This window comes from Neorhizobium puerariae, from assembly GCF_042429745.1.
GTDB classification, from domain to species: Bacteria; Pseudomonadota; Alphaproteobacteria; order Rhizobiales; family Rhizobiaceae; genus Neorhizobium; species Neorhizobium puerariae.
Map to the genome: position 1 here is coordinate 412,396 of NZ_JBHMAA010000008.1, position 13,068 is coordinate 425,463.

The following is a 13,068-nucleotide window of genomic DNA, read 5'->3' on the forward strand; positions in this document are numbered from 1 at the left end:
TCATTCGGCGGCACCCTTGCTGGTTTCGGAGAGCAGGGGGGCGGAATCCGTCCATTCGTCGCCCAGCAGTTCCGGCGTCTCGTAGGCCACGAGATTGGCGAAATGAGCCTCGCGATCGGCGACGAAAAGGCTCCGGGCGATGCCTCGCGCCAGCCGCCGCCCGCCATTGCTAACGGCGGGAATGTCGCCGGAAAGCTTGCCGTGGCTGAGCGAGGCCGGATAGTTGAAGCAATGCACGAGACGCAGCGCCGGGCAGCTTCCCGGCACTTTTTCGAGGAATTCGAAATCCGGCCCCAGGTAGGGAGAGGTTGCAAGCTCGCCGTTCGCGGCACCCTTCGCCGGTTCGTGGACATCCTTCCAGAAACGGATGAACGGCGCGAAATTCTTCAGTTCGGGCCGCCGGTCGAGATCGACGCAGAAGCCCGTTGCGAAGATCACGAAATCGTATTCGAGATCGCCGCGGCTCGTTTCGACCACGACCTTGCCGCCGTTCTCGCGGACATTCCCGACGGCCGTGTCCAGGAAGAAACGGCCATTCGGATGACGGGAGACGCGCAGCGTCGAGTCGCGCGGCGGCGGGGTCTGGGCGCCCAGCGTGTATTCCAGGAACTTCCATTTCCAGTCGTCGCTCAACCCCGCGAAGCCCTGGACGACGCCCTGGCTGGAAATGCCGGTGAACTTGTTGATGCGCGGCATGTGCTTTCGCCGGATGATCATATCCACGCCGGCCGCCCCGGCCTCGAGCGCGGTCGCCGCATTGTCCATGGCCGAGGCCCCTGCCCCGATGACCGCGACGCGCTTGCCCCCGAGCGCGGCAAAATCGATCTCGTCGGCCGAATGCGCCCAAAACCTGCGGCCGACGTTTTGCGCGAAGTCCGGCAGGTAGCCGCCGCCGAGCCCGTCGCGCCCCGTGGCCAGGACCACATGCCGCGCATAAAGGCGCTCCTGACCGCCATTTGCCCCGTCCGATGCATCGAGCGCCATCAGGTCGTCGCTCACCGGCGTGATGTTCGTGACGGTGACGAGGTTGCGTACCGGCAGGGACAGCACCTTCCGGTACCAGACCAGATAGTCCATCCACTGGTCCTTCGGGATCTTGCCGAGCGCTTCCCAGGCTCCGGCGCCGAACTGCGCGACGTACCAGGCGCGGAAAGTCAGCGTCGGCAGGCCGAGCGCCGGCCCGGTAAGCTGTTTCGGCGAGCGGAGCGTCTCCATGCGCGCGAACGTCACCCACGGCCCCTCGCTGCCTTCCGGTGCGCGATCCAGGCAGACGACATTGTGGATGCCGAGCATCTTCAGCGAGGCCGCCGCCACCAGCCCGCACATGCCGGCACCGATGACGACGGCATCATGAACGCGTTTGCCGTCGTATTCGGTTGCCGGCACCCACTCCTTGGGAGGAAGCTCGAGGAACGAAAGGTCTTCGGCGAGCCTCTGTTCGAGTCTTGCCAGACCGATCGCCGGCTGCGGGTTCTGGACGTTCAAGATCCTTGCTCCTGTGCATGCTCGCCGCCGAAGGTGACATCGGCGACCCGTTCGATATGGCCGGGATCGTGGGCCACGAAACCCGGCATGCGGGCGGCCGAAATCCTGATGATCAGCTGGATGAGTTCGAGAGCGCCGTCGGATAGCGGTTTTGAAGCGGCGGAAAAGATCCCCCAGAGGAAGGGGATGTCCATGTCGAGGGGACGAATCGCGACGTTCTTCAGGCGCACGCCATAGGCCGTCGCGGGTTCCACGATCGCGATGGCGAAACCGGTCGAGGCAAGCTGCAGCGCGTTGAGCGCCGTATTCGTATCGACGATGCGGGAGGGCCGGACGTCGGCGGCCTCCAGCGCCTGGTTGACGCGGCGGCGCAGGCGGAACGGGTTCGCCATGGTGATCAGCCCCCGGTCCGCGAGATCATGCATGGAAATCGTCTCCTTGGCCGCCAGGGGATCGTCGAACGCGACCGCGGCGACGCAGGGCGACTGGAAGAGACCATGCACGTCGAGGCCCGGATGCTCGACCGGCAGGGACGCGACGCAGAAATCCGCGGTGCGGGCAAGCACCGACTGGACCGCGGCTTCGGCTGGAACGCTGCGCAGGTGGACGTTCCTGGGGAGAAGGTCGTCCGGCATTTCGGCAAGCGCCAGCGGCACGAAACCGCTTGCAAAGGCCGGGATGGCGGCAATCTCGATCGGAGCCGGTTCCTCGGAAAGGATCGTCTTGGCGCGCTCCTTGAGCTGCCCGATGCCGGTCAGGAACCGTTCCGCATCGGAATGAAAGGCGACGGCCTTCGAAGTCGGCGTGATGCGCGGTCCGTTCCGCTCGAAAAGCGCAAAACCGATGGAGGCTTCCAGCTCCTGGATCAGGCGGGTCACCTGTGACTGCGACCGGTCGAGCAGCCTCGCCGCGGCAGTGATGCTCCCTGCGGACATGACCGCGAGAAACACTTCGAGCTGCTTGATTTCCATTGCAAACCCATAATGCAGATATTGCAGCATTGATCTATATCAATTCAAATATTGCATAATTAACTTTTGTGCAACGAACTATTTTGCTTAAAAACTGGGCTATATGGGAGAGCGATCCAAAATTGCCGGTAGTTTGGAATGGTCTTTCTTTGCAAAACGCAAATCCGGAAAAAGGCGCTTGCAGGCGGTGCCGGACCGGGTAAGTCCGCGAATGGCAGACGGAGGACCGGGCAGGCCTCAAAGGGCCATCCGTGTGGTCCCGCAGCCTATATCCGGTGTCCCGGCACGGGTTTCCGGCTTGATTTGTGCGGCCGATTGGCCGATGGAGCGGGCTATCGTCAAAATCAATTCATATTAGGCCTTTAGTCAGGCGTCGCGAGGTGCAGTTGATGAAGAAACTTTGGACAGCCAGCCGCGGTCCCATTGCCGCAAACGAGACCGATGTTCGAAAGGCGGAGGCAATCAATGCATTGCTCGTCCGGCCGATCGCCATCCTTCCGGCAAAGCCCGGCGATCCCATCCGCCCTTTCGCGCTCGGGCTCTGGAACGAGATACGTCCGCTCCTGAAGCCTGACATGGGCGTCACCGCACTTCGCCGCGCCACGGCCGCCTTCATTCATTCGAAGCGCTATTTCCTCGCCAGCGCACAACCGGACTCCATGCGCCACGACATCGACGGGCACCCCGTCGAGCCGCTTTCCGCGGAAGACCGCCTCGCCGCTCAGGAAAGGTTCATGAGCCTGAAGCAGCGTGTCGGCGATGAGGAAAAGCCGGTTGCCGAGCCTGCTCCGCCCGCGCCCGTTCTCAGCAAGACGGAGCAGATCCGTGCCGCCCTTCTCGGACGCGCCAGCCGGCCATCTCAACACCCGCTCGGCTGAGCTCCCCTCCTCCCGCCGCCTGTGAGCGCAGGAGCGCCATGAGCATCGGGCCGACCGAGAACTGGCCCCTGGCGGCACGTTGGGTGAGGTCGCGCAGATAACCGCCGGCCGAACTGATATGCTCTGCCCTTTCCAGGATGCAGGCAATCACCGTCGCGGTATTGATCGCTCCGAGGACCGTACTCGCCTCCTCATGGGCCGACTGGCTGATATCCAGCATGGAGCGGACGACGATGGCAGCCGACATCAGGTCCCGCCAGCTGCGGATTTCCCCTTGTGGACCGTAGTCGGCAATCTGCGGGCAGGCCCGGAGAACCACGGCCAGCGGAAAGGATTTCAGGGGATTGGCATCGGTTGGATGAGGATCGGGCGGAGGGGTCTCCTCGGAAATTGCAGGATTTCCGGCAGAATCGTTTCCAATTGGCGTAACCGGTTCCTGAGCGTTTGCGGTTTTTTGCTGCGGCAAGGCAGCGGGTTCAGATTCAGACGGGGATTGGGTTTGTGAATCCTGTTTGTGGCGCTCAATCTGAGACTCACTGGCGCCTATTTTTTGTGAATTTTCGTTCAGTTTCAATTGGTTGATGACGGATGCCCGAAGTTCCTCGATTTCGTCGAGCAAGGGTGCCAGTATTTCGGTGGTCGCCTTTCGGGGCAGACGGGCGAAAATCGACTGAAGCGCCGCGAGGGCACCGGTCCAGTCGCCGGGCAGGGTTTCCGTGATGGCGGCCGCGACGAGCTTGGAGATATCGCGCCGGCAGATGGTGAAGCGTTCTTTGGTGATCCGGAGACGTTCACGTTCGGCTGCGGCTTCGGCGGCGAGATGCTCGATTGCGGCGGCTCTTGCGAGAAGGGGGGCAAGGCTGAAACCGAATGCCTCGTCGATCTGGCCGGTCCTGCCGCGGCGGGCATATCGTTTTCCGTTGGGGCTGTCCTTGCGCAGGATCAGGCCCGCATCCACAAGCACGGCGATGTGTCGCCTGAGCGTCGCTGGCGTCATCCCGCGGGCGCGGAGGGAAAGCTGCGTATTCGACGGAAAGACGACAAGGCCTCTCTCTTCGGAGATTTCGTCATCCGGATAAAAGGTCAAAAGCGCATCGAGGACCGTGAGCGCACGATCACTTACGCCGAGTGCGGGACGCGCCTCGCAGATCGCCCGGAAGAGTTTCCACTTGTTACGCCGTATTCCAGGCTCGATCGTGCCGGCGGCTTGCTGACTTATCAACAGGCCGAACGACACCGACCGCCGCCCGAAGGGCGTCGTGACATGTTCCATTCTCATTTTGCCTTCACTTTCGTTCGGGCAAAAGAAATCCATCCGCCGAAAAGGCGCCGAGACTCTTGACAGTGATTCTCGGAAATGCGATTCTCGAAGCTGTCGAGACTACGAGGAAAGCTTCCGTGACGGCAACGTTCGGGGGCTTTTTTCTTTTGCTGCGGTTCTCCTGCGTCCTTTGCTGGATCTGGGTTCAGTTCTTCGAGCGATGCTCTTCGAACAAGGTTTGAAGACGATCGAGAACGAAGGCAGCGAACTCCGGCGCCTCCTTCCGATCGATGGTGATTTCGACCTTGGCGTCGTTCTGGGTCACCTTGGCGAGCCTGGTACCCGCGCGCGTCGACCATATATCCGGCTTGGCTTTCCTGGGGCGGGGCTTGAGATGCTCGAGCAGCGCCTTGAACCGTTCCTCCGAAGCAAGCTCCGATATCTCGGCATCGGCAAGGAAAGCACGCGCTTTCTCCAGCGGCTCGCCTTCCGACAGGAGATCGGACAGTTCGATCCAGCTCCTGCGGCCGACCGTGGGAGCGGCCCCGATCGTATCGATCAGGTCTTCGGGAATGCGCGAGACGACCGAAAGCATGTTCGACAGGTCGCTCTTGTAGAGCGACATGGCGGCCATGATGACATCGCGCGAGAACCGCTGCTGGAGGCGCTGTGCGAAACGCGCCTTCTCGATATAGGTCAGGTCCTGGCGTTCGTTGTTTTCCTGCCCCTGGGCGACGACAAGCTGTTCGTCCGTGAGGACGCGCACCACGGCGTTGACCCGCAGGCCGAGTTCCGTGATCGCCCGCAGACGGCGATGGCCGAAGGCGACCTGGTAACGCCCCGGCTTGTCCGGATGGGGACGCACCAGGATCGGCACCTGCTGCCCCTGGTCACGGATCGATGCGACCAGGCGATCATGCGCTTCCTTGCCGCCCGGCATGCGGTCGGGGATGAACGACGGGTCGATATCGGCCGTATCCAGCGAGATGACGGCCTGTCCTTCCGACAGGCGCTTCTCGATCTCCTCGGCCCGTCGGTTGCGCTCGCTCACCTCGTTGAGCGACTGGCCAATCGCGCCGACCGGAGACCGCGCGCCGTCCTGCAGCAGTTCCGGTGAACCGAGGATGGGTCTCAGCCGGCTTTTCGCGGGGCGATTGTCGGAATTGCCCTGCTGAGCCGGCGCGGATGGCTGAAGATTTGCGAAAACGTCCTTCCTGCTCATGCGGCCCTACCCCATGCTTTCCTGATCAATCCCTCGATCTCGGCGTTGACATTGTTCATCGCTTCGAGCGCGCGGTCATAGGTCGACCGGATGAACTGGCCCCGGTCGACCTCGAAAAGGGTCTGGTTGGTGAGGCCGGCATCGGAAACGGCGGTGCTCTTCAGCATCGGATGGATAAGCACATGCTCTCCGAAAATGGAGCGCAGGAACGCGACCATCTGGTTCTGGGGACCGTCGCCGGGTTCGAAACGGGTGACGAGGTAACGCATCCAGTTATAGTCGGACCGGGCGCCGGCATTGCCGATTTCCTCGAGGAGATCCCCTGTCATCGCTAGGAACTGGTTCATGGACATGACGTCCAGCATCTGGGGGTGGACGGTGACCAGAACGGAGGTCGCGGCCGTCAACGCCGAAAGCGTCAGGTATCCGAGCTGCGGCGGGCAGTCGATGACGACGACGTCGTAGAGGTTCTGCGCCTGGGCCAGCGCCTGGCCGATCCGGGCAAAGAAGAGCGTATCGCCGACCTGCCGCTTCATCAGCGCACGGGGCGTCTCGTGCTCGAATTCCATCAGTTCGAGATTGCCCGGAATGATGTGCAGGTCGGGGATATAGGTGGCCCGGACGATCTCCGCGATCGGACGGCGTTCCTCGTCGTAACGGATCGCGCCGTAGAGCGTTTCATTGGGGCCGACGTCGATCTCCGGCTGGTGGCCGAAAAGCGCGGACAGGCTGGCCTGCGGATCGAGATCGATCGCGAGCACGCGATAGCCCCGCAACGCAAGATATTGCGCAAGATGTGCCGAGGTCGTCGTCTTGCCCGACCCGCCCTTGAAGTTCATGACGGCAATGACCTGGAGTTCCTCGTCGCCCTTGCGGTGCGGCAGGTAGCGGCGCCCTCCCCTGCTGCCCTGGTCCAGATGGGCGCGGATGGCCTGGATGTCCCCGACGGAATAACTTCTCCTGCCGCCGGTCTGGCTGGCGCTGAGGCCGGGCATTTCGGCGGCGACCTGCCTCAGGTAGCCCTCGCCGATGCCGATCAGCCTTGCGGTTTCGGCGGGCGTGAAATTGCGGATGCTCTTTTCGGCATCCGGGGAAAAGATGCTGACGTGGTGCGCCTGCAACTGCGCGGCCAGCGCAGCCGAATGCTGCTGGATCAGCCCCTTAAGATCGGACGCCTGGCTGGCTATGTTCTTCTCGGCTGCTGGATTCATGGGCCGTGCACCTAAATTCGATAACTGCGGTTTTTCACGATGAATTCGGTTTTTACCGCAGTTGAAGTAAGAGACCCGATTCTGTTGATTTGGCAAGCGGTTTTTGGTTAACGGTTGATTAACCGAAAGCCCTGCCCCAGGTGCAGTTAGCCGCGGCTAACTGCCGTCTCCACGCGGTTTTTCCGTCGCCGCATCCTGCGAGTTAGCCGCGGCTAACTGCCCCCTGTTTCCGCGAAACGCCATCGATGCGCGGCGACACCGAAATGAAGCATGATTCGCGCTGTCCTTGAAAGGCAAAACCGTCCTGTGTTCCGCGGCATTCACTGCATTTTCGGCCGGAAGGTTCGGTTGCCTTGCACCTCCTTCGTCACCTTTGCTGTCGGCCTCGCTCCGCCGCCTGCGGGAGGTGTGGCGGCGCGAGGGAGGGCGGGGTTGTTCGACGGCGGGTGATGGAGAGGTTTGAACGAGTGTGTTCGGTGCGATGTCGCGCCGGTCACCATGTATCTTGGGGAGGGCTGCCTGTCGCCCGACCTGGCAGGCAGCCATCGTCGGCAAGCGGAAGTGCCCTCCTCTCCTCCCGGGTTTTGACGTGTTCCTTCGTATTCGACATGGCCCGCCATCGTGATGCTTCATGCCGGATGTTCGCTGGTCGCGATACTTTTCCTCGATCAGGCCGGCACCGGCAGGATGTCCTGTCCCCATCCCGATCCGGCTGTGCTCTCATTTCGATTGCTGCGTATCGGAGATGTTTGAAGGAGAGCGGTTCGTCTGCTGTGACCGGACTGCGAGCTTCTTCCGTTCGGCTTCGTAAGGAATGCTCATTATCGGCTGCCGACGCCACCGCTTGGCGGGCTGGTCGTCTCCGCCATATGTGTCTTGTTTCAGTCGATCTGGGCCGCCGAGGCATGTCGCGGAAGAGCGGGTCGTGCATCGGCGTGCGAGTTCCATCCATGTGCCTGTCGCGGCAGTCTCTGCGGCATCTCATCGTGCTGCAGGTCCCGATCCCCTGCTGGCCGTTCCGTCGATTATAGTTGGGTGAAACCGTGATAAGAGTTGAGTGAAAATGTCCCTGCCGGGCGTCTCCACCCGGTCGCTCATATTTCGTCCGGTTCCGGCGGGGCTTATGGTTTGGGAATAATGCTGCTTCCTGTGATGGTCTGGACCGCATGGCGCGGTCACGCAAACTGCTCGCCATGCCGCATTCGGCTCTTGTCGGGATGTTCGCTAATGCTTCGGCCGGAATCATCTCTTTCTCGCCGGGCGCGCTTCCGTGTGGTGATTGCGAGCGCCGACAAGCGCGGTGGTGATGCGATGCTCTTTTCCGGTTGAGGGAAAGGACCTGTGGAGGGGGTCATGTGAAGTTCTTCGGGCCGTTCTGCCGCGGACGTGGAGGGCGTCGCTGCGTCACGCCTGTTGCTCCGGAGGCGGGACTCGCGGGGCGGTCAGTGGCGTCGGACAGGATGGCGGCAAGGTTCTCTTTTTCTGCCTTCTGCCCCGGATTGCGAATCCCATCGTTCCGAGATGTCGCGTGGATGGCGTTGGTTGAAGGCAGTATTCCGGCAGGTGCGGGGAGGGCGCCGTGCGGGGTTATCTAGGAGAGGGGAAATCGGCTCCCGCCTGAAGACGATCCAATCGGCGGTTCGTCTCCGGGGGGGCGAGATTTTTCGTGGGGAGGGGCTTGTCACGATCCGCTCATGCAATTCCTAACGGGTCACGGGCGAGGGGCATCCATGTCAGGTCCCGGGTGTGGTTCGTGATCCTGCCGATTCAGGGCTCGTTCAATCGAACCGCGATTGAAAGCCGGAGGTTCCGGCCGACCCGTCGGCGATAGCCGAAACTCTCGCGAACCGTCGTCGAGCCGGCTTTTCGCATCGGTGCCCCCGGGGTGGTGATTGCGGGTCAGCGAGTGACTGTTGCCGGATCATGGTCGTCATGATTTCGCAGTCCCGACCGCGTGGCCTTGGGCGAGGGATGCCGTTCCGGGCTCGGCCGGGCCGGGTCTCGATCTTTGTTGTTTGCTGTCCGCAAATGCTCTTTTCATCGGTGTGCATCTGGTGGATAGATGGCGGCGTCGACCCGTTTCGGCCGGTTGGATGACGCTGGTTCGCGCGTGTGAGCGTCCTGTCCGGCGATCCGTCACCTTCTTTCAGGGAAGCGGCCTCGGGAATGAACGGGAATAGGGCTTCGTCGTTGGATTTTAGCGCCTGCAGCCTGTGCGGTTTTGTCGATATATCGGGGCGAAAGCGCACATCGAGGGTAGGCGGCGTATCTCCGGAGCGTTGCCGTCCGTTTCGTTCGGAGCGTGGCGGGCGTGAGACCTGTCGGCGGCGCCGCGGCATTTCGCCAGCAGCCTGCGCGCCGGTTCGTGGACGTCCGGGCCGGCTTCCGCTAATGGCAGAGGCGGATATGACCGGAGAGCGGAATGCCTGAGCGGGATGCGATTGTCGTGGGTGCGGGTTTCACAGGCCTTGCGGCGGCCGTGGAACTTGCGGATGCGGGCCTGGACGTCCTGCTGCTTGAGGCGCGCGACCGGGCCGGCGGCAAGGTCGAGTCGGAATTCCTGCCGGACGGCACCCGCATCGATACCGGCGGACAATTCTTCTGCCGCGACATGCCGCAGCTGATGGCGCTCATCGGGGAACAGGGCAGGGCGCCGGTCATGACCTTCTCGGACGGCGAGACGGTGTTCAGGCCGCCGGTTTCGGCCCGGCAGGGTTATGAGCGCTGGAGTGAGGTCGACGCCCTGCGCGACAGGATGATCGCGACCGATCCCGATGATCCCGAACTCGCCCAGCTGACGGTCTCGGACTGGGTTGCCCGGCAGGACGTTCCGGCGGATGTGGCGAGGAGCTTCCTGCGGCTGGTCAAGGGGCTCTGGTGCCGGTCGCCGGACGAGATCGCCTTCACCTATCTCGCCTCGAACGACCGCCGCATCACCAACACCCATTCCGAGATGGAGATGTTCCTTCCCGGCACCATGCATGCGGTCGTGGAAGAGCTTGCGGCAAAACTGGGCGACCGGCTGAAGCTGAATGCGGCCGTGACGCGGGTCGATCATTCCGCAGGAGGTGTCGAGGTCTCGACCGGCGGCGAGCGGTTTGCCGCCGCCCGCCTCATCCTCGCGGTGCCGCCGGTCATGATCCGGCGGATCGCCTTCGCGCCGGTTCTTCCGGCCCGGCTCCGGCGGGCGCTCGCCGCCTGGGAGGCCGGCTGCGCGATCAAAGTGCTGGTCAGCTATGAAAAACCCTTCTGGCGCGGGCTGGGCCTGAGCGGAACGGTGATGTGGCAGGAGCCGCAGGGGCTTTATGCCTGCGATGCCAGCCGCGGCGACCATGCCGGGCTGGTCGTCTTCATCGGCGGCCCGCTGGCCCGGCAATGGCACGGAAGGCCGCGGGAAGAACTTGCCGGATTCATCCGGTCCCTTCTCGTCGATGCCCTTGGCGCAGAGGGCGGGGCGTTCCGGGATATCCGCATCCGCGACTGGGTCGACGATCCCTGGAGCGGTGGGGCCTATAGCGACGTGATCGTCGATCTTGAGGCCAGGGATGCGGAGGATATCCTCAACGAGGGGCTTTCGCCGGTCCATTTCGCCTCGTCGGAACTGTCGCCGTCCTATCCGGGCTATGTGGAAGGCGCGATCGTTGCCGGCAGGCTGGCGGCGGGGCGCGTTCTCCGGGCATTGCGCCCGGCCGGGGCCTGACCGCGTCCATATCCATTCTTTCTCGCGCCGTTCGCCCGCTGTTCGGCGATGGAACCGACAGGCACCATGTGCTGGCGCTTGTCTGAATCGCGACAGGCATTATCATCGTCAATGCCCGCAGCCGCCTCAGCGCGTCATGGTGATTCCCGGAGGAGCGGAAGCCGCCATGGAGGCGCGTTTGCCACGGCCCTTCGTCCCCCGCGGGGTGCGGCAAAAAAATCCTTCGTTTTCGCTCCCTCGGGGATTTTCTGTCGACAAGATGTGTGCAATCTTCCATCCATGGATCGATGCTGCATGGGTGATGACTGATGGCGAAGAAGGAAACGGCAGAGAGCGATACCCCGCGTGTCCGTGGTTCGGGTACGCAAAGCGTCTACACGGTGCTGCGGCGGGAAATCCTCGCCATGGCGCTGCGGCCGGGAAGCCCTCTCGACGAGGTTCGGCTTTCGGAACGTTTCCGCATGTCGCGCACGCCGATCCGCGAGGCGCTCCTGAGGCTTTCGGGCGAGGGGCTGGTGACGACGCTCCCCAACCGCAACACGATTGTCGCGCCGATCGATTTCGCGGCGCTGCCCACCTATTTCGACGCCCTGACGCTCATGTATCGCGTGACCACCCGCGGCGCGGCGCTGCACGCGACGCCGGATGCCATGGGCGACATCCGCAAGCGGCAGGACGAATTCGCCGCCGCCGTCGTCGCGCACGACGCCTATGCGATGATCGAGGCGAACCGCGAATTCCATGTGGCGATCGCCGAGCTTGCCGGCAATCCCTATTACACGGCCTTCTTCTCCCGGCTTCTCGATGAGGGGCGGCGCATCCTGCGGCTTTACTACCGCACCTTCGACGATCGCCTGCCGCGCCAGTATGTCGACGAGCACGAGGAGATGATCGCCGCGATCGAGGCACGCGACGTCGAGCTGGCCGATCAGCTCGCCGTCAAGCACGCCGCCCAGATCGTGCGGCAGATCCAGGAATATATCGCGCGCGATCTGACCCATCCGATCGATCTTTCGGCCACCAGGACGCACCATTCCGCTTAAGCCACGCATAGGACAGACACATCATGAACACCCCCTCGGTCGACGCCGTCGTGATCGGTTCGGGCATTATCGGCGCGATGTCGGCGCATTATCTGCAGGAGGACGGCCGCTCCGTCACGATGATCGAAAGAGGCGAGGTGGCGAGAGGCGCAAGCAGCGGCAATGCGGGCATCCTCGCCTTTCCGGAGATCATTCCGATCGCCGCGCCCGGCATGATGTGGAAAGTGCCGAAATGGCTGCTCGATCCGCTCGGCCCGCTCAGCCTGCCGCCCTCCTATGCCATGAACATGGTGCCCTGGCTGTGGCGTTTCTGGCGGGCCAGCGCCCGCGCGGCCTTCGAGCGCACGGTGAAGATACAGGCGGAAATGATGCCGTTGGCGCGCAGCGAAATGGCGCGGGTGATCGAACGCACGGGCCTTCAGGCCATGGTGAACCGGACCGGCACGCTCGATCTCTACGACAGCGAGGCGAGCTTCGACGCCGCCGCGGCCGACTGGGAGACGAAGCGCAGGGCCGGCTTCGAGTTCAGCCGCGTCGGACGCAGCGAGATCGACACCCTGCAGCCCGGGTTGGCGCCCCGGTTCCGGCACGCCATGTTCACGCCTGACGGCCTGCAGGTTTCCGATCCCTACGAGTTCACGAAGGCGCTGGTGGATCATGTCGTTTCCCGCGGCGCATCGCTGAGGATCGGCGACGTCGCCCGCGTCGAGCCGACCGCGGCGGGCGCCCGCGTGGTTCTTGCGGATGGTGCGGCCTTCGAGGCGAAGACGGTCGTGCTTGCCGGCGGCGCGTGGTCGAAGAACGTCGCCGCAAGCCTCGGCGACGACGTGCCGCTCGAAACCGAGCGCGGCTACAACACGACCCTGCCGCCCGGCGCATTCCCGCTGCAGCGCCAGCTTTATTTCAACGACCACGGTTTCGTGGTGACGCCGCTTTCCTCCGGCGTTCGCGTGGGCGGGGCGGTGGAGCTGGGCGGGCTGAAGCTGCCGCCGAACTACAGGCGCTCGGAAGCGATGCTGACGAAGGCGAGGGGGTTCCTGCCCGGCCTGAAGGCGGAAGGCGGCCGCCAGTGGATGGGGTTCCGCCCCTCCACGCCGGATTGCCTGCCGATCATCGGCCCTTCGGGCGCGACGCCCTCGGTCATCCACGCCTTCGGCCATGGGCACCTCGGCCTGACGCAATCGGCGGCAACGGGACGTCTTGTCGCCGATCTCGCCGCGCGCCGCCGACCCGCGCTTTCCATCGAACCGTTCCGCATCGGCCGGTTCCGCTGAACAGTCCTGCAAATGCGATCGAA

At 63.4% G+C, this 13,068-nt stretch carries 9 protein-coding genes; 4 read left to right on the forward strand and 5 right to left on the reverse strand.

Annotated elements, in window-relative coordinates; all coding sequences use genetic code 11:
- Together ACFFP0_RS07295 and ACFFP0_RS07300 are read right to left on the reverse strand one after the other, a co-directional pair.
- Positions 1–1,485, reverse strand: coding sequence for an NAD(P)-binding domain-containing protein (locus ACFFP0_RS07295; RefSeq protein WP_377258232.1), 1,485 nt, complete (start codon positions 1,483–1,485; stop codon positions 1–3).
- Complete coding sequence (locus ACFFP0_RS07300) at positions 1,482–2,456, reverse strand: LysR family transcriptional regulator (RefSeq protein WP_377258235.1); 975 nt, start codon at positions 2,454–2,456, stop codon at positions 1,482–1,484. The genes ACFFP0_RS07295 and ACFFP0_RS07300 overlap by 4 nt, the downstream gene beginning before the upstream one ends.
- 389 nt (positions 2,457–2,845) lie before the next feature.
- On the opposite strand from ACFFP0_RS07300, the gene ACFFP0_RS07305 reads away from it, so the two are divergent.
- Positions 2,846–3,334 carry a ProQ/FINO family protein gene (locus tag ACFFP0_RS07305; RefSeq protein ID WP_377258239.1) on the forward strand — a complete coding sequence of 163 codons (489 nt, stop codon included), beginning with the start codon at positions 2,846–2,848 and terminating at the stop codon, positions 3,332–3,334.
- On the opposite strand, the gene repC is transcribed toward ACFFP0_RS07305, so the two are convergent.
- From repC to repA, 3 genes are all read right to left on the reverse strand, one after another.
- Complete coding sequence (gene repC, locus ACFFP0_RS07310; RefSeq protein ID WP_377258772.1) at positions 3,261–4,613, reverse strand: plasmid replication protein RepC; 1,353 nt, start codon at positions 4,611–4,613, stop codon at positions 3,261–3,263. The two genes, ACFFP0_RS07305 and repC, sit on opposite strands and share 74 nt — an antisense overlap.
- A 187-nt stretch (positions 4,614–4,800) precedes the next feature.
- A complete protein-coding gene (gene repB, locus ACFFP0_RS07315) occupies positions 4,801–5,817 on the reverse strand; it encodes a plasmid partitioning protein RepB (protein WP_377258242.1) in 1,017 nt (338 codons plus the stop codon).
- On the reverse strand, positions 5,814–7,028 hold the full coding sequence (repA, locus tag ACFFP0_RS07320) for a plasmid partitioning protein RepA (protein ID WP_377258245.1): 1,215 nt from the start codon (positions 7,026–7,028) through the stop codon (positions 5,814–5,816). The genes repB and repA overlap by 4 nt, the downstream gene beginning before the upstream one ends.
- A 2,422-nt stretch (positions 7,029–9,450) precedes the next feature.
- Between repA and ACFFP0_RS07325 the strand changes: the two genes are divergently transcribed.
- From ACFFP0_RS07325 to ACFFP0_RS07335, 3 genes are all read left to right on the forward strand, one after another.
- The gene (locus ACFFP0_RS07325; protein ID WP_377258248.1) at positions 9,451–10,728 is read left to right on the forward strand and encodes a flavin monoamine oxidase family protein; all 1,278 of its coding nucleotides are present in this window, start codon (positions 9,451–9,453) and stop codon (positions 10,726–10,728) included.
- 308 nt (positions 10,729–11,036) lie between these two features.
- Entirely contained in the window at positions 11,037–11,771 is a 735-nt protein-coding gene (locus ACFFP0_RS07330) for a GntR family transcriptional regulator (RefSeq protein ID WP_377258251.1), read from the forward strand.
- 20 nt (positions 11,772–11,791) lie between these two features.
- On the forward strand, positions 11,792–13,045 hold the full coding sequence (locus ACFFP0_RS07335; protein WP_377258775.1) for an NAD(P)/FAD-dependent oxidoreductase: 1,254 nt from the start codon (positions 11,792–11,794) through the stop codon (positions 13,043–13,045).
- The last annotated feature ends 23 nt before the right edge of the window (positions 13,046–13,068 follow it).

What these genes read in the sequence shown, in the direction of transcription:
- ACFFP0_RS07300 (WP_377258235.1), bottom strand. Translation starts at nt 2,456, where the DNA reads ATGGAAATCAAGCAGCTCGAAGTGTTTCTCGCGGTCATGTCCGCAGGG.
- ACFFP0_RS07305 (WP_377258239.1), top strand. Translation starts at nt 2,846, where the DNA reads ATGAAGAAACTTTGGACAGCCAGCCGCGGTCCCATTGCCGCAAACGAG.
- repC (WP_377258772.1), bottom strand. Translation starts at nt 4,613, where the DNA reads ATGAGAATGGAACATGTCACGACGCCCTTCGGGCGGCGGTCGGTGTCG.
- repB (WP_377258242.1), bottom strand. Translation starts at nt 5,817, where the DNA reads ATGAGCAGGAAGGACGTTTTCGCAAATCTTCAGCCATCCGCGCCGGCT.
- repA (WP_377258245.1), bottom strand. Translation starts at nt 7,028, where the DNA reads ATGAATCCAGCAGCCGAGAAGAACATAGCCAGCCAGGCGTCCGATCTT.
- ACFFP0_RS07325 (WP_377258248.1), top strand. Translation starts at nt 9,451, where the DNA reads ATGCCTGAGCGGGATGCGATTGTCGTGGGTGCGGGTTTCACAGGCCTT.
- ACFFP0_RS07330 (WP_377258251.1), top strand. Translation starts at nt 11,037, where the DNA reads ATGGCGAAGAAGGAAACGGCAGAGAGCGATACCCCGCGTGTCCGTGGT.